The organism is Catenibacterium sp. CAG:290 (genome assembly GCF_000437715.1).
In the GTDB taxonomy this organism is placed as follows: Bacteria; Bacillota_I; Bacilli_A; order Erysipelotrichales; family Coprobacillaceae; genus Catenibacterium; species Catenibacterium mitsuoka_A.
Genome location: NZ_FR898849.1, coordinates 17,119 through 36,467 on the forward strand (window position 1 = coordinate 17,119; position 19,349 = coordinate 36,467).

At 32.7% G+C, this 19,349-nt stretch carries 20 protein-coding genes; 17 read left to right on the forward strand and 3 right to left on the reverse strand.

Translation table 11 applies throughout. From position 1 onward, the window contains the following. The first annotated feature begins 99 nt into the window (after positions 1-99). Positions 100-2,496 carry a hypothetical protein gene (locus QVO42_RS08015; protein WP_288164114.1) on the forward strand — a complete coding sequence of 799 codons (2,397 nt, stop codon included), beginning with the start codon at positions 100-102 and terminating at the stop codon, positions 2,494-2,496. 137 nt (positions 2,497-2,633) lie between these two features. Here QVO42_RS08015 and QVO42_RS08020 read toward each other — a convergent pair whose 3' ends face one another. Together QVO42_RS08020 and QVO42_RS08025 are read right to left on the reverse strand one after the other, a co-directional pair. After that, on the reverse strand, positions 2,634-4,181 hold the full coding sequence (locus QVO42_RS08020; RefSeq protein ID WP_022425605.1) for an ABC1 kinase family protein: 1,548 nt from the start codon (positions 4,179-4,181) through the stop codon (positions 2,634-2,636). Then, positions 4,165-4,425, reverse strand: coding sequence for a hypothetical protein (locus QVO42_RS08025; RefSeq protein ID WP_022425606.1), 261 nt, complete (start codon positions 4,423-4,425; stop codon positions 4,165-4,167). The genes QVO42_RS08020 and QVO42_RS08025 overlap by 17 nt, the downstream gene beginning before the upstream one ends. 114 nt (positions 4,426-4,539) lie before the next feature. Between QVO42_RS08025 and murI the strand changes: the two genes are divergently transcribed. The 8 genes from murI (at position 4,540) to QVO42_RS08065 (ending at position 11,623) form a co-directional block, all read left to right on the forward strand. Continuing rightward, positions 4,540-5,307 carry a glutamate racemase gene (murI, locus tag QVO42_RS08030; RefSeq protein WP_022425607.1) on the forward strand — a complete coding sequence of 256 codons (768 nt, stop codon included), beginning with the start codon at positions 4,540-4,542 and terminating at the stop codon, positions 5,305-5,307. A 36-nt stretch (positions 5,308-5,343) separates the two neighbouring features. Continuing rightward, on the forward strand, positions 5,344-6,090 hold the full coding sequence (locus QVO42_RS08035) for an N-acetyltransferase (protein ID WP_022425608.1): 747 nt from the start codon (positions 5,344-5,346) through the stop codon (positions 6,088-6,090). Between the two features lie 76 nt (positions 6,091-6,166). After that, complete coding sequence (locus QVO42_RS08040) at positions 6,167-7,057, forward strand: S1C family serine protease (protein WP_022425609.1); 891 nt, start codon at positions 6,167-6,169, stop codon at positions 7,055-7,057. Positions 7,058-7,140: 83 nt separating this feature from the next. Beyond that, positions 7,141-7,536 carry a BRcat domain-containing protein gene (locus QVO42_RS08045; protein ID WP_022425610.1) on the forward strand — a complete coding sequence of 132 codons (396 nt, stop codon included), beginning with the start codon at positions 7,141-7,143 and terminating at the stop codon, positions 7,534-7,536. A gap of 11 nt (positions 7,537-7,547) precedes the next feature. After that, entirely contained in the window at positions 7,548-8,495 is a 948-nt protein-coding gene (locus tag QVO42_RS08050; protein ID WP_022425611.1) for a D-2-hydroxyacid dehydrogenase, read from the forward strand. A gap of 505 nt (positions 8,496-9,000) precedes the next feature. After that, complete coding sequence (locus QVO42_RS08055) at positions 9,001-9,972, forward strand: ABC transporter substrate-binding protein (RefSeq protein WP_022425612.1); 972 nt, start codon at positions 9,001-9,003, stop codon at positions 9,970-9,972. A gap of 9 nt (positions 9,973-9,981) precedes the next feature. Beyond that, entirely contained in the window at positions 9,982-10,848 is an 867-nt protein-coding gene (locus QVO42_RS08060; RefSeq protein ID WP_022425613.1) for an ABC transporter permease, read from the forward strand. Next, a complete protein-coding gene (locus QVO42_RS08065) occupies positions 10,841-11,623 on the forward strand; it encodes an ABC transporter ATP-binding protein (RefSeq protein ID WP_022425614.1) in 783 nt (260 codons plus the stop codon). Before QVO42_RS08060 ends, QVO42_RS08065 begins: the two co-directional genes overlap by 8 nt. A gap of 54 nt (positions 11,624-11,677) precedes the next feature. Here the strand turns inward: QVO42_RS08065 and QVO42_RS08070 are convergent, their stop codons facing one another. Beyond that, complete coding sequence (locus QVO42_RS08070) at positions 11,678-12,424, reverse strand: MurR/RpiR family transcriptional regulator (RefSeq protein WP_022425615.1); 747 nt, start codon at positions 12,422-12,424, stop codon at positions 11,678-11,680. 109 nt (positions 12,425-12,533) lie between these two features. On the opposite strand from QVO42_RS08070, the gene QVO42_RS08075 reads away from it, so the two are divergent. The 8 genes from QVO42_RS08075 to QVO42_RS08110 all read left to right on the forward strand — a co-directional run bounded on the left by QVO42_RS08075 (position 12,534) and on the right by QVO42_RS08110 (position 19,049). Then, positions 12,534-12,818 carry a hypothetical protein gene (locus QVO42_RS08075; RefSeq protein WP_022425616.1) on the forward strand — a complete coding sequence of 95 codons (285 nt, stop codon included), beginning with the start codon at positions 12,534-12,536 and terminating at the stop codon, positions 12,816-12,818. After that, the gene (locus QVO42_RS08080) at positions 12,818-13,498 is read left to right on the forward strand and encodes a pseudouridine synthase (RefSeq protein WP_022425617.1); all 681 of its coding nucleotides are present in this window, start codon (positions 12,818-12,820) and stop codon (positions 13,496-13,498) included. The genes QVO42_RS08075 and QVO42_RS08080 overlap by 1 nt, the downstream gene beginning before the upstream one ends. A 2-nt stretch (positions 13,499-13,500) precedes the next feature. After that, the gene (locus tag QVO42_RS08085) at positions 13,501-13,731 is read left to right on the forward strand and encodes a Smr/MutS family protein (protein ID WP_006506537.1); all 231 of its coding nucleotides are present in this window, start codon (positions 13,501-13,503) and stop codon (positions 13,729-13,731) included. 11 nt (positions 13,732-13,742) lie between these two features. Then, the gene (gene pepD, locus QVO42_RS08090; RefSeq protein ID WP_022425618.1) at positions 13,743-15,149 is read left to right on the forward strand and encodes a beta-Ala-His dipeptidase; all 1,407 of its coding nucleotides are present in this window, start codon (positions 13,743-13,745) and stop codon (positions 15,147-15,149) included. Continuing rightward, positions 15,149-16,273 (forward strand): 23S rRNA (uracil(1939)-C(5))-methyltransferase RlmD, encoded by a 1,125-nt coding sequence (gene rlmD, locus QVO42_RS08095; RefSeq protein ID WP_022425619.1) that lies wholly within the window; start codon positions 15,149-15,151, stop codon positions 16,271-16,273. Before pepD ends, rlmD begins: the two co-directional genes overlap by 1 nt. Before the next feature lie 589 nt (positions 16,274-16,862). Beyond that, positions 16,863-17,987, forward strand: a complete 1,125-nt coding sequence (locus QVO42_RS08100) for a hypothetical protein (protein WP_022425620.1) — start codon at positions 16,863-16,865, stop codon at positions 17,985-17,987. Further along, entirely contained in the window at positions 17,980-18,177 is a 198-nt protein-coding gene (locus QVO42_RS08105) for a hypothetical protein (protein ID WP_022425621.1), read from the forward strand. Before QVO42_RS08100 ends, QVO42_RS08105 begins: the two co-directional genes overlap by 8 nt. Positions 18,178-18,197: 20 nt before the next feature. Then, positions 18,198-19,049, forward strand: a complete 852-nt coding sequence (locus QVO42_RS08110) for a GIY-YIG nuclease family protein (RefSeq protein ID WP_022425622.1) — start codon at positions 18,198-18,200, stop codon at positions 19,047-19,049. Positions 19,050-19,349: the final 300 nt, after the last annotated feature.

A 19,349-nucleotide genomic window follows, 5' to 3' on the forward strand; every position in this document is an offset into this window, starting at 1 on the left:
AGTTGAGCATTTTTTTGATTAATTGAATCTATAAAGAATCAGTAGTATGATGAATATAGTTATTAGTGTAATACCAACTTAAGTGAAGGTGAGAAAAAGGTGAAGAATAATATGAATGAACAAGAAAAAATAAAAGTTGAATTAATATCTGATCTTAATACATTATCTACGAACGTTAATAGTCTAGATAGCGTTATTTTCAATCTTGATTCACAGATTGATTTGCTCTCTAGCAAAGCTGATAAATGGGATTATCTTCTGGCAGTAGGCTCAGGAATTGCCTGTGGTATGATGGATATATTATGGACAGGAGATTTTTCTCTTGCAGAGGGCAGAAATATTTCTGCCCAGCAGATTGATAATCTTGTGAAAAAGACTGCAAAGATATTAGGATGCGAATCTGATGATCTGAAAAATTGTGTAAAGTTTTTAGAAGATAAGTTTCCTATTCCTGCAGATGGAAGCGCATCAGATTTTGGAGGAGGGTTACAGCATCATCTTAGAGATTTTGCACATCATCCAACTATCATAGGTTTGATTTTTTCTCTATTAACGCAGTTTACTTATAAGTCTTATGGAACTGATCTAAATGGTAATTTTATAATTGTTGATGTTCCAGATAAAAGTAAAATTTTTATAGGAGAAGATATATTTTCAAAAATAGTAAATGGAACAATTATTTGGTTTTTTCATTTGATCAGCGATATGGCCGGTTCAAGAAGCACAGTTGGTCTAAGTGGTGGTACAGGAATACCGGGACCTATTTTATCTATTGCAAAAGAGATGTCAGTTATTCCCTTCTTTAAAAATTTTAAGAAAGACGATATGTCAATTTCTTTGTTTCTATCAAAACTATTTAATGGAACTCTGCTTGCTAAGCATGATGAGAATGGAAAGATTATTCCAGATAGCATAGTGAAGTTAGACTTGCGCGGAGAAATGGGATTTGTTGTTGAACTTGAAAAACAGATTATTCCTGTTATTGCAAATGAATGTATAGTTCGAACTTTTTACATGATTAGAAGATTAGCACAGCAAATTAAGCAAGTGGATATAAAAAGTATTGATGACTTTAAAAAAGTCAGAGTTAATGAAATTTTCCCAATTAATTCACCCACACTTGCAAGAATGCTAACAGTTGCAACAGGTGTTTTTACAACATTGGATGTATCTGATGCTGTGATTACAAGAAAGTATTGGGTATCGGTTAACTATGTCGGTATAGGAAGATTTACGCTGGCTTTGGGAAATGAAATGGTTTGGGCATTGAAGCGACGCGACATTAAAAAAATTAAAGATATGTATGAGAAAATTAATCGATACACATATACAAATACAGATCGAAGAATCTATGAGAGAATAGGTGGTAATATGGAATACGATAAATTTGGAATCAGTGAAGAACAAACAGAAATTCTCTATAATCTTGAATATTATAAAATATTAAATGATATTGAAACTACAAAAATATTAGTTGGTGGGGATAAAATAAATCAATTAAAAAGAGAGTGGCTTGAAGAGTGGAAAACTTATATAACAATGGGGTATGCTGGTTTTATAAACAAAGTAGATGCTAAGATCAATTGGTATTCTAGTGAAGAACTTGATAAAAAAATAGAATTAAACAATCCAAACAAACCATGGTTTAGACTTGTTCTTTTAGAAGCGATGCTTTTTGAACCGTATTACGCACTGAGCACAGAAACAGATAAAAAAGGTAATGAAGTACCTAGTAAGAAATACTCTGCTTTAAACAATCCAATAACCGGATACAATAAGAATAGTGGTGATAAGTATTTAAATGAAGTTTATGCTGAAAAATATCAGTTGTCTGGCTATGTGAAAAGATTAAGAAAATGCTACGATAAAGTGTGCCGAGAGTTGAATGAAGTATTAAAGATAGCTATTACTTCTATTGCAATTACTGCAGGTATTACAATTGTGACTGTTATTACAGCAGGTTCATTTGCACCAGCAATTGCTGTGAGTTTGGTTGGCTCTAATTTTGCAGGATTGAGTGGTGCTGCATTGACGAATGCTTGCTTAGCATATGTTGGTGGAGGCGCTATTGCAGCAGGAGGATTAGGAATGTCTGGAGGCATAGCTACGATTGTTGGAGGTGGCGCAATACTTGGTCTGGGTGTTGGAGCAGGTGTAGGTAGTACAGTTGGTGCTGTCAGTTTAATGGGAAAAAAGAATACGATTTTGCAGTCAGCTAAATTGATGGTATCAGTAAGAGAAATATTTTTGAATGATGAAAGAGACATAGAATATTCCAATACGGTTTATGAAAAATATGTGCAGAATATTGCAGACATTGAAAAAGGCTTGATTGAACTTCAGTTAAAAGCAAATGTGGCTGATAATAAACAAAAGAAAGAATTAAAAGCTGAAATTAAGAGTGCGGAAGATACTGTAAAAGCTATGAAAATTGCGATGAAGAGTATGAATAAATTTATCAGTTCATATGAGACGGGTGTAGGAATTTCTGCATAGATAAGTTATTGATAATCGTAAAAATAGAAATAATTAAGGCATAACATGGGTAGATACAATTGATGAACAAAGACATAAAGTTCAATTAACTATGATTGATCCCAACAAATAGAAAAAGATGATTCCAAAAAACGGAATCATCTTTTTAGCTTCCACAAGTGAAAGAATACATCTATACCAAGTAACAAAGAAATAGAAAACAATACAATAGACATATAATACGACGCAGTCAATATACCACATAACAGACACATACAGCTAAATACTGTTTTAATTATGATAGATAATTCTGTTTTCTTATATGTCTGTCTTATATAATCATCATTCTCAGTCACATTGACATGTAACTGACCATTCTTACTCATCTTGATTAAATCATAGACAATCTGAGGTAATGCATAGCTTTTCTTTAATGTCTTATAAAGGTCATGACCTATTTTTAATCCTTGATCCTTATAATCCAGCTCTTTTAGTACTGTATTACGCTTATGATTAATTAATATCTCAATGAGATTAGAAGAAGGACTGATCTTCTCTAAAGTACCTTCAAGTGTCACCAAACAACGACATAATAGAGTCAGTTCTGTCGGTATCGCAATATCATTACTTGTCACAATATCAAAACACTTCTGTATCAAATCAGAAAAGTTATAATCAGATAAGCTCTTAGCTTTATATTCACTTACAATTGAATTTAATTGATGCAATAACTGTGTTTCATCTATTTCATGATCTGGTGTTACTAACATCAAGAAGGCTTCTTCTAGATCATAAATATCATCTTCAATTAAAGCCTGTAAAGCAAGAGATAAGATATGCTGAGTAAATGAAGATACAGTACCCATCATTCCAAAATCTATCCAGGCAATCTTTCCTTCATCTATTAAGATATTACCAGGATGAGGATCAGCATGAAAGAATCCATCATCTAATATCTGTTTACAGCAGTTGTCTGCCATCTTCAAGGCAATCTCATCTAAGTCATATCCTTCATACTTTAATCTCTTTATAGCATCAATAGGAATACCATCAATATAAGAATAAACAAGCAAATGATTGGTTGTATATTCATTATAGACATGAGGTGCTTTAATATAACGTATATCTTTTTGATTATTCGCAAAGACATTCATATTATTCGCTTCGTTTAAAAAGTTCATCTCTGTCTGGCTTGTACGCCATAATTCATCAATAATAGAACGATAATCAATCAGATCACCTGTACCAGTCACCATTTTTAAAAGACGTGGAAACTTATGCATAATACGTACATCAGCTTCCATGATTTCATGAATATGAGGTCTTTGAACCTTTAATACAACTGTATCACCATTTAATAAATGCCCTAAATGAACCTGCGCAATAGACGCACATCCAATAGGTTTTTCCTCTATATCCTTAAATACATTCTCTATTGGCTGTTCTAGTTCTTCTTCAATAATACTACGAATAGTAGAAAAACTAAGAGGCGCAATAGACGCTCTTAGTTTTTCAAACTCTTTACAGTATTCTAGAGGTATTAGATCACTACGCATTGACATGATCTGTCCTAATTTGACATAAGTAGGGCCAAGCTCTTCAATCATCTCTCTTGCCTTAATAGGAGTCAGACCATTTTTAATATCATGTTTCTTGATAATAGAGAGTATTTCTCTCATACGTTTAATATTACTGATTTTCTTCATGATCTAATTCATCAAGCTTCTGGCGTAAAGCATTACGTTCTTCTTCAGTCATGTTTTCTACATGTTCTAACAAGTCTTCACGTGCTTTTCTTTTTAATTCTTCATTCATCGCACGTCCTTTATTGATGGTATCCTGACCTTTTTTCGCAAGACTATCTGTTAAGTCTTTAGAACGATCAGCGACCTCAGCTGCTGCACCAATACCTACAAGTACTGTCTTTTTCAACAATTCACTTATAGCCATAAGACATACCTCCTTCCAAATACTATTTTATCACAACTACAACCAGTGGTTAAGTAATATAGACCTTGAATTAATAATTGTGCTATAATGAAAAAACGAAAGGGAGTTATCAGTATGAAGAAAGAAGAATATATAGGTGTATTTGATTCAGGTGTTGGAGGAGTGAGTGTCTTACAGGCTATTCATGAAATGATGCCAGGAGAGAATCTTTATTTCTTTGGTGATTCACTTAATGCACCTTATGGGGAGAAAACATTAGAAGATGTCCAGCAGCTTACTCTTAATGCGATAGAGAATATGAATAAGAAGAAGCATTTAAAGGCTATCGTGATTGCCTGTAATACAGCAACAAGTGCTGCAGTGACATTATTAAGAGAAAAATATACAGATATTCCTGTCATTGGTATAGAACCTGCATTAAAACCAGCAGCACTTTCTAAAAAAAATAGCTGTATTCTTGTAATGGCAACAGCCAATACATTACGTTTAGATAAGTTTCATCAATTAGCTGAAAGATATGATAAATCAGCCACTATTATTCCAGTTCCATGTTATGGACTTGCCAAACGTATTGAACAGGGAAATTTAGATCAACCAGATTTGATTGAATTACTTACAGATTTAATAGGTCCTTATAAAGGTAAAGTAGATAGTGTTGTACTAGGTTGTACACATTATCCATTTGTGAAAAATCAAATAGCGACAGTTTTAGGTGATATTCCAATGTTTGATGGAGCTTATGGAACAAGTAAACATCTTTATAATTGTTTAAAGGAATGTGATTGTTTAAATGACCAGGAAGAAGGAGATATCCTCTATGGTTCATCCAAGGAAGATGAAATTCCTATCTATAAAACATTTATGAATACACCAATTATCTAATAAGCCATTCACATGGCTTTTTTACTAGGAGAATGTATGAACTATATTATTATTAATAAAGACAACATAGACACAGAACATATATGTTGTGCTATGTCTAACAAAAAGAGTCTTAAAAAGAAAGAATGGTTAAAACAAAGATTTGATGAAGGTTTAGTATTTTATCGAAGTGAAGAAAGAGGTAAATGTTTTATTGAATATATTCCTGATAAATATGCCTGGATACCTATTACAAGCAATAATTATATGTATATTAATTGTTTATGGGTTTCAGGTTCGATGAAAGGACATGGATATTCAAGTGACTTATTAAACTATTGCATAGAAGATACACGTCAAAAAGGTTATAAAGGCGTTTGTATTCTATCGTCTAAAGGACGTAAGAAAGAGTTCCTTTCTGATTATAAATATTTGACACATAAAGGGTTTAAGATAGCCGATGAATCAGATAATGGTATTGTACTTATGTATCTTCCATTCACTGAAGGTAATCCTCCACAGTTTAAAGAATGTGCCAAACATCCTCATATCAATGAACAGGGTTTTGTATTATATTATACAGATCAATGTCCTTTTACAGATTATTGGGTACCACGTATAGAAGAAGTGGCAAAAGAATACAACATTCCTTTGAAAACGATTCATATCACAACACGTGAACAAGCACAGAATCTCCCAACACCAGTTTCTACTTATGCATTATTTAAAGATGGAGAATTTTTAACTCAAGGGATCCTCAATGAAAAGAAATTCTTAAAATATGCAGGAATAGATATGCAATAACATATTTTCCCACAAAAACCACATTTAGGTATTAAGTTTAAGATATATACTAGAATCAGAAAGTGAGAGTGGTATTATGAACAACGAAAATTTAAAAGATGTTTATGAAAAGCAGAATAAAAAGAAAGTCAGTCGTTTAAGCAAAAATATAGGTAAAGCATTTATTGCTGTGGCATTAGGTTTTGGTGGAGGTGCTGCTGGTTCTTATTTTATGAATAATCAGGGTACTACAGTTGTGACGAAGACTACTACAACTAAAGCAACAGGTACATCAAATGATGCATCAAGTATCTCTTCTAAGATGACACAAAGTGTTGTAGCCATTACAACAGAAAATATCTCAAGAGATAACTTCTGGTATGGTTCACAGGTATCAAGTGGTGCAGGTTCAGGAGTGATCATGAGCAGCGATGGTTATATTATTACCTGTGCTCATGTTGTCTCTGGTGCAAGTACAATTAAGGTTACTACAAGTGATAATAAAACATATGATGCAACTTTAGTAGGAACTTATAGTGATAATGATATTGCGGTACTTAAGATCAATGCAACTAATTTAAAACCAGCAACATTTGCGAATAGTGATAAATTAGTACAAGGTCAATCTACATATGCAGTAGGTAATCCAGAAGGTACATTCAGTGATTCTATTACTTCAGGTATCGTATCAGCCTTAAATCGTAAGATTACAGTACAGCTAGACAATGATGACTCATCTTCATCTAGTGATTATGGTCGTTTTGGTCAGCTTTATAGCTCTTCTAAGACTATCTCTATTTCTGTTATTCAGACAGATGCAGCCGTTTCTCCAGGTAACTCTGGTGGAGGATTATTTAATGGAAATGGTGATCTCATTGGTATTGTGAATGCAAAATCATCTGATACAAATAGTGAAGGTCTAGGCTTTGCGATTCCTTCAAATACAGCTTTAAAGATTGCGAAAGAACTTATCAACAAGAGTAATTAATAGACAAGAAGGACAGAAATGTCCTTTTTTAGTTAATATTTAGTTTATAATAGCAGACTATATTATGTGCACGGAGGTATTTTATGAAAGAAAAATTTATTCAATTCATGCAGGGAAGATATGGTGGAGCAGATAAGCTCAACACTCATCTCATGTATTTATTATTTATTTTAGTTATTATAGAGTTATTTACTGGTCTAAAACCATTAATGATCTTAAGCTTATTTTTGATGTTTTATATTTATTTCAGAATGTTTTCTAAGAATATCTATAAACGTTATGCAGAAAACCAGAAATATGTACAGCTTATTGCACCTATTACTAAGAAAGTAAACTTCTTTAAGAAAAAGAGAAAAGATAAAACACATAAATACTATAAGTGTCCTACATGTAAACAGGTTGTCCGTGTACCTAAAGGACGCGGAAAGATTGAAATTAATTGTCCAAAGTGTCATACTAAGTTTATCAAAAGAACTTAGGGGGACTAAATATGTTGAAGGTATTACTTATTCCAGCTTTAGATGATTCAAATATTGAACTTATTAAAAAGTCTTGTCCGGATATGAATCTTTTAAAGGTAAATAAAGAAGATTTAACACAGGAAATGATTGATGAAGCAGATGTCATTGTAGGTAATCCACCAAGACAATTTAACTTGAATAGACCTACACTTAAAGCACTATTATTAAATAGTGCAGGAAATGATCAATTTCTTTTACCAAACATCTTAAATAGACAAACACTTCTTACAAATGCAAGTGGAAGCTATGGTCATGCCATCTGCGAACATATGATGGGAATGATCTTAAGCTTTAATAAGAATCTACGTTTCTATTATGATCGACAGAAAGAAGCAAGATGGACACCATTATTTATTGGTAGAGAAATTTATGGCTCAAATATCTTATTACTTGGAGTAGGGGATATTGGTACTGAATTTGCGAAAGTATTAAAGGTATTAGGTGCCAATGTAACAGGACTAAGAAACTCTTATAAGGAACATCCAAATTGTGATGAAATCATTACTTCTAAAGAATTACATGATGTATTACCAAAGATGGATTATATTATTACTTCTTTACCAGCAACCAATGCAACATTCCATATGTTAAGCCACGATGAGTTCTCATTAATGAAAGAAGACGCTGTTGTATGTAATGTAGGTAGAGGCAGTGTGATTGATACATATGCTTTATTAGAAGCATTAGACAATAAGTCTATTGGTGGGGCATTACTTGATGTTTTTGAAGAAGAACCATTACCAGCTGATTCACCATTATGGAAAAATCCTAGAGTCATGATTACACCTCATTGTTCTGGTGGATATCATTGGAAGAGTGTACAGGATTACTATACACAACTAGTCATTAGAAACCTCAATCACTTAAAGAATCAGGAACCATTAGAAAATCTTGTGAATAGAACAAAGGGTTATTAACAGTAGTAAAATGGGCCATGTAAAAAGGATACGATAAAAAAGGAAATATGAATATTATGTTCATTTAAACATGATATTTATTATATACACAAATATATTAAGCAATATTCGAAAATATACAAAAATATAAATAAAAGTGTTGACATTAAATGTGTTGTAATGTAACATTCAGATAAACCTAAGAGCGGGAGATAAAACTTTGTGTAGGGCTGATAGAGAGCCGGGGATGCTGGAAACCTGGTAGTACCACAATGATAAATGGACCCGTGAGGGCGAGGGGGAAAGGCAACAAGTATCCTGAGACGTGATGCAAACGTTATAATGCAAAAATGTGTTAGCATTTATTAAATCCAAAGGTGGCTTAAAGAGTAACATCTGTCTTTTGGGACAGGTGTTTTTTTATTACCTGCTAACAAGTTGGGAGGAACTCATATGAAGCGATGGCGTCGTTGTTTGAATTGAATCAAAGAAAACAAAATTTATGAAAACGAAGAGGAACAGAACAATGAACAAATTATTAGGAACAGTATTAACTTCAGCATTAACAATTTCACTTTTAGCAGGATGTGGAACTTCTACTAGTAATAAGAAGAAAGTAGGTATTATCCAGTTTATGGATCATACTTCATTAAATGAAATCAAGGATTCATTTGATAAAGAAATGAAAACTTTAGGATATGATGATAAGAATATCGAATATACATTTAAGAATGGTCAGGGTGACACAAATACATGTGCAAGTATCGCCAATGATTTTGCTGGAAAGAATTTTGATTGTGTCATGGCAATTGCGACTCCTGCAGCACAGGCAGTTGCTAAACTTGCTAATAAGACACCCGTTGTATTTAGTGCAGTGACTGATCCTGTAGGGGCTCAGTTAACGAGCTCATTATCTAAACCAGATAAGAATATTACTGGTACAAGTGATGAAGTACAGGTTGATCAGATTATTGATAAGGCATTAGAAATCAATCCAAATACAAAAACAATTGGTATGCTTTACAATAAAGGTGAAGCCAACTCAGTGACTAATATTAAAAAGGCAAAAGCTTATTGTGCTAAGAAGAATATCAAGGTAGAGGAAGCAACAATTGCATCAGTCAATGAAGCACAGAGTGCTGTTAATGTATTAAATAGTAAATGTGATGCAATCTTTGCACCAAATGATAATACAGTAGCAAGTGCAATGAATGTAGTGAGTGATGCATGTAAGAAAGCAAACAAGCCTTTATATGTAGGTGCTGATTCAATGGTTAAAGATGGTGGTTTCTTAAGTGTTGGTATTGATTATAAAGAACTTGGTAAAGAAACTGCTAAGATTGTTGATAAAGTATTAAAGGGAAATAAAGTAGAAAATATCCCAGTTAAAGTATTTAAGACAAACTTAAAAATCTATGTGAATACAACTACAAAAGATCAATTAGGTATTAAGTTACCAGAAAACATTACAAGCGATAGTAAATATACAGAAATCTAAGGAGTTTTTATGAATAGTACAGTTATTCTTGGAGCCCTAGAGTTAGGCGGCATATTTGCCGTCTTATCTCTAGGCTTATATATTAGTTTCAAAGTTCTCAATATTCCAGACTTAACGGTGGATGGAAGTTTTACAACAGGATGTGCAGTGAGTGCTATGGTGGCAGTGGCAGGCTATCCAGTACTTGGTATGGTACTTGGATTTGTAGCAGGTGCGATTGCAGGGATGGTGACAGGATTACTGATTACTAAGCTCAATATCAATGAAATCCTAGCCGGAATCTTGACACAGACTGCTTTATATTCAGTGAATCTACGTATTATGCATCAGACACCAAATATCTCATTATTTAATCATAAGACAATCTTCAGCAATACAACTCAGTTTGAACCTTATGATAAATTATTGATTATTGGTGTGATTGTGATTGTGATTACCGTATTATTGAATTATTTCTTAAAGACACAGATGGGTCTTGCACTTAGAGCCTGTGGTGATAATGAAGCAATGGTACGTGCGAGCTCTATTGATACAGATAAGATGAAAATTATTGGTTTAGGACTTGCGAATGGTTTAGTTGCTTTAAGTGGCGCTTTATTTACACAGCAGCAGGGCTATGCTGATATCACAAGTGGTATTGGTATGATGGTCATCGGACTTGCTTCTATTATTATTGGTTTGACATTCATTAAGAGTGATAAGGTTGCAACATGCTTAGTTGGTACGATTGTAGGGGCAATCTTCTATCGTTTTGCCTTAACAATTGCCTTATACTTAGGTCTTCCTTCAGGAGACTTAAAGATCCTATCAGCTTTTATTGTTGTGATTGCGATTTCTTCTGCAACATTCAAGAGGAGGTTCAAGAAACATGCTTAATATAAAAGATTTAACAGTTGTATTTAATGAAGGAACTGTCAATGAAAAGAAAGCCATTGATCACTTATCTCTTCATCTTGACCCAGGAGATTTTGTCACTATTATCGGTTCTAACGGTGCAGGGAAGTCTACATTATTTGGTGCTATTTCTGGTGCAGTAGAAACAAAAGAAGGAACAATTGTTTTAGATGATAAAGATATCACGCATGAAAAGGAATATGTCAGAAGCCGTACCATTGGTCGCTTATTCCAGGATCCTTTAAGAGGAACAGCTCCTTCAATGACAATTGAAGAAAACTTATCTTTAGCTTATCAAAGAGGAAAACATTTCTCACTTACACCATTTACTCATAAACATCATGATGTCTTTATAAATGCATTAAAGGACTTAGATATTGGTTTAGAAGACCGTTTAACAACTAAGGTGGGTACCTTATCTGGAGGACAAAGACAAGCCCTCACACTATTAATGGCAACTTTAGTTAAACCACAATTACTTTTATTGGATGAACATACTGCTGCACTTGATCCTGCAACATCTATCAAGGTGATGAAATTATCTGAAAGAATTGCGAAAGAACATCATATTACCACTATGATGATCACCCATGATATGGAAGATGCTCTTAAATATGGTAATAGAATTCTGATGATGAAGGATGGAAAAATCATTGCGGACATTGATGAAGAAACTAAAAAGAAAATGACTGTCGAAGAACTTGTAAGAAAATTTACTGAAACAGGAGAAGCGAATGACCGCGTTCTTCTTCACTAGACAAGGATGATCCTTGTCTTTTATAATGCATAAAAAAAGCAGACTGAAGTCTGCTTAGAGGTAGTATTGTTGGAAATAACGTAATCTGATTAAATCACAGATTGACATGATCTGATAGTTAAAATCAATGGAATCAAACTTACCTGGTACATAAATTACCGTTGTATTTCCATTAAAACATGACTGTGTATATTTACGGTTTTGCGTGATGAGTAATGAATATGCCTTTTCAAAGCTGCAATTATCATATTTCTTCATTTCTTCTAGACTACGTCCTGTAGCACTCACAAAGATGACAACATCATCTTCATTAAATTGAATAGGATCATACTTATGATAATGAATAAATGGACGTCCAAAAGAAATCATATCTGTCTGTAACTCTACAGCAATAGAACAAGGATATAAACCACCAAAGATAATAATACGCTTTGCTTTATAGAAATGCTCACAGATAGAAGTAATTGTGTTCGCAAGTACTTCTTCATCCATTGCCTTATCCATCTTCGCTAAGAATTTCTGAGGAGTTTCTCCAAATAATCTGACACGAATCTGATTCAAACGTAACTGATGATCAGCTTCTAACTTAAAGCGGAAATCCTCATAAGTAGAGAAACCAAATGATAATAAGAAGCTATAAAGTTCTTCTTTTCTAAAAGTACCTTTATTTAAGAATTCTTCTTCAGACATCTCAAATATATCTAGATAGTTAAAGATAATGAAATTGCATATTTTATAATAGTAATCATTCTGCATCGCACCATTTAAATAAGTCAATATTCTACTAAGTAACAAGCCCATTATATTCACGCCCCTTTAGTGATATTATATCATAGTTGTAATAATCTTTAGAAATAATTTTGTATTATGTTTTATTTTGTTTATAATGTAAAAAAAGGAGGCATATTTTATGCGTATTAAAGAACTACCATTAAGTGACATTCACTTTATTCCATCAGAATATACAGATCATCTCTATCATTCTATTATTAGAATTGGTTTCTCTTTTCCTATCAAGGTAAAAGAAACAGGCTGTGGCTATTTGTGTGTAGATGGCAATAAGAGATTAACAGCTTTACGTGATATTTTAGAACAAGATCCTTCATATAAAAGAGGAGATAAAGTCAAGGTGATAATAGTCAATAGTACTGATAATCGTTCAAATGACTGTTCTCGTGGAAGGAATACTCATTAATGAGACTGATAGACATATTTGTATTAAATAAATGTGGAAGTAAGAAACAAGTAAAGAAGGCCATTAAAAAGGGACTGATACAAGTCAACAATGAAATAGTTGATGAAGATATGGACATAACTAATGAAACAGTGGTTTATGATTCTAAGATTCTTGATCCTCATCCTTTGAAATACTATATCATTCATAAACCATCAGGCTATGTATGTGCCAATAAGGATCCTCATGATCCCTGTCTTATCACTTTACTTCCAGATGATAACCTTCATTATGTAGGAAGATTAGACCGTGATACAACGGGTCTAGTCATTTTAACTAATGATTTGAAATTAAGAAAAAGACTCACTCTTCCTGAATTTCATATACCTAGAACTTATGCCTTTACTTGTTTAAATTCTTTAAAGGATATAACACCTTTTAAAGAAGGTATTACTATTGATGGAGATGTTAAATGCTTACCTGCAATAGTAGAAATGACAAGTGAATATGAAGGTATCATCACTTTAGAAGAAGGACGTTATCATGAAATAAAGAAGATGTTCCTTTCTCTTAATAATAAGATTACATCACTTCATCGCATTATGTATGGAGATATTACTTTAGGTGATCTTCCAAGTGGTTCATATCGAACACTCACAGAAGAAGAAATTAATCATTTAAAAGACATTACTAGGAGGTAGTTATGCAATATATAAAAGAAATAGATATACATGGCTATACCCAGCAGGAAGCACGTAAGATGATAGATGCAGCTTTAAAGAAGCCTGATGCATTGACTTTAAGAATTATCCATGGATATAATCAAGGACAGACTTTAGGTCAGATGGTGAGAAAAAGATATCGCAGTCATCCTCACGTACAAAGAATAGAATTATCTATGAATCCAGGTATTACAGATATTATTACAAAATAAAGGAGTTAGCTATGACAAAAGATGTATTAGACTATTTTAAAGCTATTTGTAGTATTCCTCATCCTTCAGGACATGAAGAATTACTAGGCAATTATATAGAAGAATTTGCACAGAATCATGAACTTGATTATGCAAGAAATGAAATAGGGGACATTATTATTTATAAGGAAGCAAGTCCTGGCTACGCAGATCATGCACCTATTTTATTACAAGGTCATATGGATATGGTAGCTGAAAAAGATGAAGATAGTAGCCATGACTTCCTCACTGATCCTTTAGAAATCTATGAAGAAGATGGTTATTTACATGCAACAAAAACAACTTTAGGGGCAGATGATGGTGTGGCAGTGGCTATCATGCTCGCTTTATTAAGTGATAATAGTTTTAAACATCCTCGTTTAGAATGCTTATTTACTGTTCAGGAAGAAACAACTATGGATGGTATTACTCATGTAGATAAAGATTGGATTCATGCGCGTAATATGTTTTCTTTAGATGGTGATGTAGTAGGAGAAACAAATGTTTCTTCTGCAGGTGGTGTTCAGCTAACTATTAGAAAGAATGCGACATTTGTAGAATCTCATGATCAGGGATATAAGTTCTATGTAAAAGGGTTATTAGGTGGTCATTCTGGTGATGCAATTAAAGAAGGTAGAGGTAATGCGATTAAGATTGCAGGACTTGTATTAAAAGCATGTTTAGACAATGGCTTTGATATCCGTTTCTCTTCACTTAATGCGGGACAGAAGACCAATGCAATCTGTAGAGATGGTTTATTTACTTTCCAATCTACAAGCAATAAAGAAGAATTGAAGGCTTTTATTCATGAAAGAATGGAAGAACAGAAGGCTCTTTATCCATTAGAGCCTTTAGATTATACATTAGAAGAAGAACAGAGTGGGCATGTAATCTTAGATAGTGATGCACTTATTCATTTCCTTGCATTATGTCCATATGGTGTAGAAAAGTATTCTTATTACTTCAATCATTTTCCAGTTCTTTCTTTGAATTTGGGAATTATGGAAACAACAGAAAAGGCTGTAGAGCTTATTCTATTATTACGTAGTGAGAATGAAATCAATCTTAAACTACTTGTAAATGAAGTAGAAACATTGGCTTCTTTATTTGGCTTAAGTGTGACACCATCAGATGAATATTATGGTTGGAGCTATGATCCTGATTCTCAGTTACGTAAGTCTTACAAGGAAGCTTATAAAAAAGCATATGATAAAGAACTCAAAGAAGTACCGACTCATGGTGGATTAGAAACAGGTTATATGAGTCGAATATTTCCAGATATGGATATTGTGACTATGGGACCAAACTGTATTGATATTCATACACCACAGGAAAGATTAGAAATCAAAACACTTTATGAAGTCCATGACTTCCTAAAGAACTGGCTAGGAGAATTATAATGAAATGTGATATAGCGAAAAAATGTGGAAGCTGTCAGTTTATTAATCAAGGATATGTTAAGTCTTTAGAATATAAGAATGAAGAATGTAAGAAGATTTTTAAGGATTTAAAGGTTAATGTACACCCCGTCTCTGGTATGGAAGATCCTTATTACTATCGTAATAAGACTATCGTTGCCTTTGATAAAACATATAACTATGGTTTATATGAAGAGAATTCTCATCGTATTATTCCTTATAAATCTTGTCTCATTCATGATCAGGAAACAGATGCAATTATTAGTAAAATAGCTGTATTATTTAGAAAGTATAGAGTTTCTATTTATGATTCACAAAGAAGAAGAGGGGAAATAAGACATATTCTTATTAGACGTGCAGTTAAGACAAATCAGACATTAGTTGTCATTGTATCTAATGAAGCTATCTTTAAAGGTTCTAAGAACTTCTGTAATCAGCTTGTAAAAGCTTTTCCTTCTATTAAGAGTATTGTCTTAAATACAAATAAAAGACAGACAAGTATTGTATTAGGTGAACAGGAAAAGGTTCTTTTTGGGAAAGGTTTTATTGTAGATGAACTATGTGGAATGACTTTTAAGATTTCACCACGTTCTTTTTATCAGATCAACCATGATCAATGTGAAGCATTATATAGTAAAGCTTTATCTCTTATTACAGTTAAAGATCCTAAAATCATGGATACATATTGTGGTATTGGGACAATAGGTCTTATTGCGAGCAAGAATGCGAAACAGGTTATTGGGGTAGAACTTAATAAGGATGCCGTGAAGGATGCAAAACTGAATAAAACTTTTAATAAGGTTGAAAATATAAAGTTTATTCAGGGGGATGCGACTGAATTCATGGTAGAAGCAGCAAAGCAGAAAGTAGATGTAGATGTGATTATTATGGACCCACCAAGAAGTGGTTCTACTGAAACATTTATTAAAGCAGCTGTTTCTTTAAAGCCAAAAGAAATAGTTTATGTTTCTTGTGATCCTCATACACAGGTAAGAGATTTAAAGTTATTTAGAAAACTAGGATATGATTTCAAGGATGTATATCCTTATGATATGTTTCCATTTACTCAGCACATTGAATCAATTGTATTGTTAAAAAAGAAATGATAATTAAAAAAGGAATTTCGAGTTTCAGTTCACTGAAAACTTAGAATTCCTTTTTTACAATTCTAAAATGATATTATTGTTTCATAACAGGAATATGTTGTATATATTAATGCTATTTAAATTTTTGTTGCTTTAATAGTGATAGATTTAATAGTATATTAATAAAATATCTGTTTGAATTTAGTAATAATTGTCAAACTATTTAGGTATAATAGATACGGTTTTGCTTATATAATATAATCTTTAAGATTTTGCGATAGATATTGCAGATAGAATTGCATCTAGGGTTGATGGAAGAATTATAGAGGAAGGAATTCCAAAATCTTTATTTTCAAATTCACAGCATGAAAGAACTAACCAATTTTTAAAGAAATTACAAGATATTTAGATATTTATTTATATGATAAGAAACCACAAAGTTAAAAGCATATGACGGGAAGTAGTGCTTACATAAATGTTTTAGTTTGATAATTAAGTACGACGAATAGATCATCAATAAGTAAAATGTGTGATGATTTTTTTTTAGAAAACTCATCCTTCTATTTACCACTATGATATAATTAAATGGTAAATAAATGAGGTGATTATAGTGAATTCGAATACTGATAAAACAATTGAAGAGATAGAAATTGTTGAAATCGAAAAAAAACCTCTCGTAATATTCAAAACGGAAGCCGATAAATATGGCCGTGATATAACATTAATGAGTGATTTCTTTGATGGTTATGTTCAGCAAATGGCATCAACAATTAGAAAACAATCTAATTTTGAAGTGCTTGAGAATATTCCGGCTTCCAGTCTAGGAATAATAAACGATGCAATACATCAAGCAAGTGTTATATTAAAGGGGAATGTAACTTTACTGCCTGATTTTGATAGTCTTCCTGTCGATATTAAAGACAAGTTAAAAAAAGGAATTTACACTATTGGTGAATCAAAACAGGTTGATGGTAATCTTCGTGCAGTTATCCTTGATGAAGAACAGGTGCGAGTAAAAGATATTACATTGAAAAAAGTAATAACTAATCCAGGAAATATTGAAACAGTGCGTAGCATTGGAAATCAAATACAAATGCGTCAAATATATGCGAAATTGGCTGATATTCAAGAGTTTCAAACCTATCAGCTTGAAAAGGATAGAGATCGAGATATAATTGTTCCTTTTTTAGATGCCAGATCACTTGTTCTGGAGGCAGAGTATAAACAAACAGAAGAAGAAAAAATAGCTGCATTGAAAGCAGCAGATGATAAAATCAGAACTGCTTTCAATGCTGTTTATGCCGATATTGAAACTACAACACGTTCATTTGCAAAAAGAACTGATATACCATTTCTACAGTTTGGAAATCAGTTGAATACTTATATGAGTTTTCTTACTAGTGACCTTCAAATAGCAACAAAGTATGTTGGAGTTAGAATGCAAATTTTAGAGTACTTGGGAGATTCAAATGTAGCAAATGAAGTACTAAAATCCTACCAACATGTTATTTATGATTTTTTGACAAAACCAGTGACACGTAAAGGGTTAACGTGTGTGAATTTAATGCATGATTATTTTCCATATACTAAGGATAATTTGAATTGCTGGCATTATTTCTCTAAAGAAATGGTGCCAGCTCTTAAAGAAAGTATGAATGCATTATCAATTGGTATGGATAAAACGAAACATCAAGAAATATACGTTATGACAGTGGAGGATGCTAATTATGAGTAATAAAGAAAAGACTTGTATGGTATGTGGAAGAATCATTACAGACCCAAACAACAAAACAGGATTATGTCCAAAACATCAAAAAAAAGGTAATAGTATAATTGGAATTGGGGTTCTTGCTTGTATTGGGATAGGCTTAAAAAAATATGGACCTAAGGTAGCAAAAGTGCTTATAAAAGTTGTAAGCAAATAATATTAAAGGAAGTGGTTTATATGGATTTGTTATTAAATGATATTCTTCATTTGTCGCAAAAAGAAATCGACAATAGTAAAATAGAATTTAATATGAAAGCAGGAAGTGCAGGACAAGCATTTCTTGATATATGGTTAAAACATTCTGAAGAAGAAAAAGTGAACGGTACTTGCAAGGACTGTTCATATTGGGGATGGTATGGAAAGCAAAGGAATTTTCATCCAGGACAATGGGTATTTAGTTTCGCAAGAATGCCAGAAGATGAATGGTTGTTTATATCTGCTGCACAGATAATAGATACTCCTCCTGATGGTTGGGCTGATGTTCAAGTGCTCGATAGATTTGTTCCATTATTCGGAAGGGTCATTATCAAATGCAAGAAAGGTAATACTTTTTCACGATATGTCTTTAATTTGAATAAATATATTGATCAAGCAATTGTTCGAGAGGTTCTACCATGTGTTTATAGTGGTGAGCAATTTGAGGGATACGATCATGTGCATCTGCCTTTTCATAGATTGTCTGATATTTTCAGTGGTAGGATTCTCCCAACTTATTATGAAGCCTTAAAAAAGATTACAGGTGTGTATTGTTTTACGGATACTCATACTGGAAAACTATATGTTGGTTCAGCTACAGGAGAAGAGGGTGTAGCTCAAAGATGGGGTAATTATTTAGATTCAAAACACGGCGGAAATAAAAAGCTTATCGCACTCTATGAACAGAAAGGTGCAAAGTACTTTGAAAAGTATTTCACATATACGTTATTAGAGTATTTTGGTTTGTCATATGATCCTATGAAGATTATCGAGAGAGAGCAATATTGGAAACACTGTTTAGATACGATTAAGAATGGTTATAATGACAATTGATGACTATTATAAAATATATCGCACAGTTTTAGAAAGATGTTGCTGCTAGATCATTAAATTTAACTTAACGCCTTTTTTTCTACTTTATAGCTACCTAACTCGAATTATCATTTTTTGAATACTTGCAAAATGATCTTAAAAGGTCAGGTGAGTGCTATGATAACTGAAAACCAGGTAAAAAACTATTTAAGATCTAAGGATAAGGATTATGTAAATAAACTTATTGAATCATTATATGAACAGGATGATGAAGACATTGATCCATCTCATAAAGCATGCCCTATATGTGGTTCAGTTCAT

What these genes read in the sequence shown, in the direction of transcription:
- QVO42_RS08040 (WP_022425609.1), top strand. Translation starts at nt 6,167, where the DNA reads ATGAACAACGAAAATTTAAAAGATGTTTATGAAAAGCAGAATAAAAAG.
- QVO42_RS08050 (WP_022425611.1), top strand. Translation starts at nt 7,548, where the DNA reads ATGTTGAAGGTATTACTTATTCCAGCTTTAGATGATTCAAATATTGAA.
- QVO42_RS08085 (WP_006506537.1), top strand. Translation starts at nt 13,501, where the DNA reads ATGCAATATATAAAAGAAATAGATATACATGGCTATACCCAGCAGGAA.
- QVO42_RS08080 (WP_022425617.1), top strand. Translation starts at nt 12,818, where the DNA reads ATGAGACTGATAGACATATTTGTATTAAATAAATGTGGAAGTAAGAAA.
- QVO42_RS08060 (WP_022425613.1), top strand. Translation starts at nt 9,982, where the DNA reads ATGAATAGTACAGTTATTCTTGGAGCCCTAGAGTTAGGCGGCATATTT.
- QVO42_RS08035 (WP_022425608.1), top strand. Translation starts at nt 5,344, where the DNA reads ATGAACTATATTATTATTAATAAAGACAACATAGACACAGAACATATA.
- pepD (WP_022425618.1), top strand. Translation starts at nt 13,743, where the DNA reads ATGACAAAAGATGTATTAGACTATTTTAAAGCTATTTGTAGTATTCCT.
- QVO42_RS08055 (WP_022425612.1), top strand. Translation starts at nt 9,001, where the DNA reads ATGAACAAATTATTAGGAACAGTATTAACTTCAGCATTAACAATTTCA.
- QVO42_RS08110 (WP_022425622.1), top strand. Translation starts at nt 18,198, where the DNA reads ATGGATTTGTTATTAAATGATATTCTTCATTTGTCGCAAAAAGAAATC.
- QVO42_RS08105 (WP_022425621.1), top strand. Translation starts at nt 17,980, where the DNA reads ATGAGTAATAAAGAAAAGACTTGTATGGTATGTGGAAGAATCATTACA.
- QVO42_RS08075 (WP_022425616.1), top strand. Translation starts at nt 12,534, where the DNA reads ATGCGTATTAAAGAACTACCATTAAGTGACATTCACTTTATTCCATCA.
- QVO42_RS08070 (WP_022425615.1), bottom strand. Translation starts at nt 12,424, where the DNA reads ATGGGCTTGTTACTTAGTAGAATATTGACTTATTTAAATGGTGCGATG.
- QVO42_RS08025 (WP_022425606.1), bottom strand. Translation starts at nt 4,425, where the DNA reads ATGGCTATAAGTGAATTGTTGAAAAAGACAGTACTTGTAGGTATTGGT.
- QVO42_RS08045 (WP_022425610.1), top strand. Translation starts at nt 7,141, where the DNA reads ATGAAAGAAAAATTTATTCAATTCATGCAGGGAAGATATGGTGGAGCA.
- QVO42_RS08020 (WP_022425605.1), bottom strand. Translation starts at nt 4,181, where the DNA reads ATGAAGAAAATCAGTAATATTAAACGTATGAGAGAAATACTCTCTATT.
- QVO42_RS08065 (WP_022425614.1), top strand. Translation starts at nt 10,841, where the DNA reads ATGCTTAATATAAAAGATTTAACAGTTGTATTTAATGAAGGAACTGTC.
- murI (WP_022425607.1), top strand. Translation starts at nt 4,540, where the DNA reads ATGAAGAAAGAAGAATATATAGGTGTATTTGATTCAGGTGTTGGAGGA.
- rlmD (WP_022425619.1), top strand. Translation starts at nt 15,149, where the DNA reads ATGAAATGTGATATAGCGAAAAAATGTGGAAGCTGTCAGTTTATTAAT.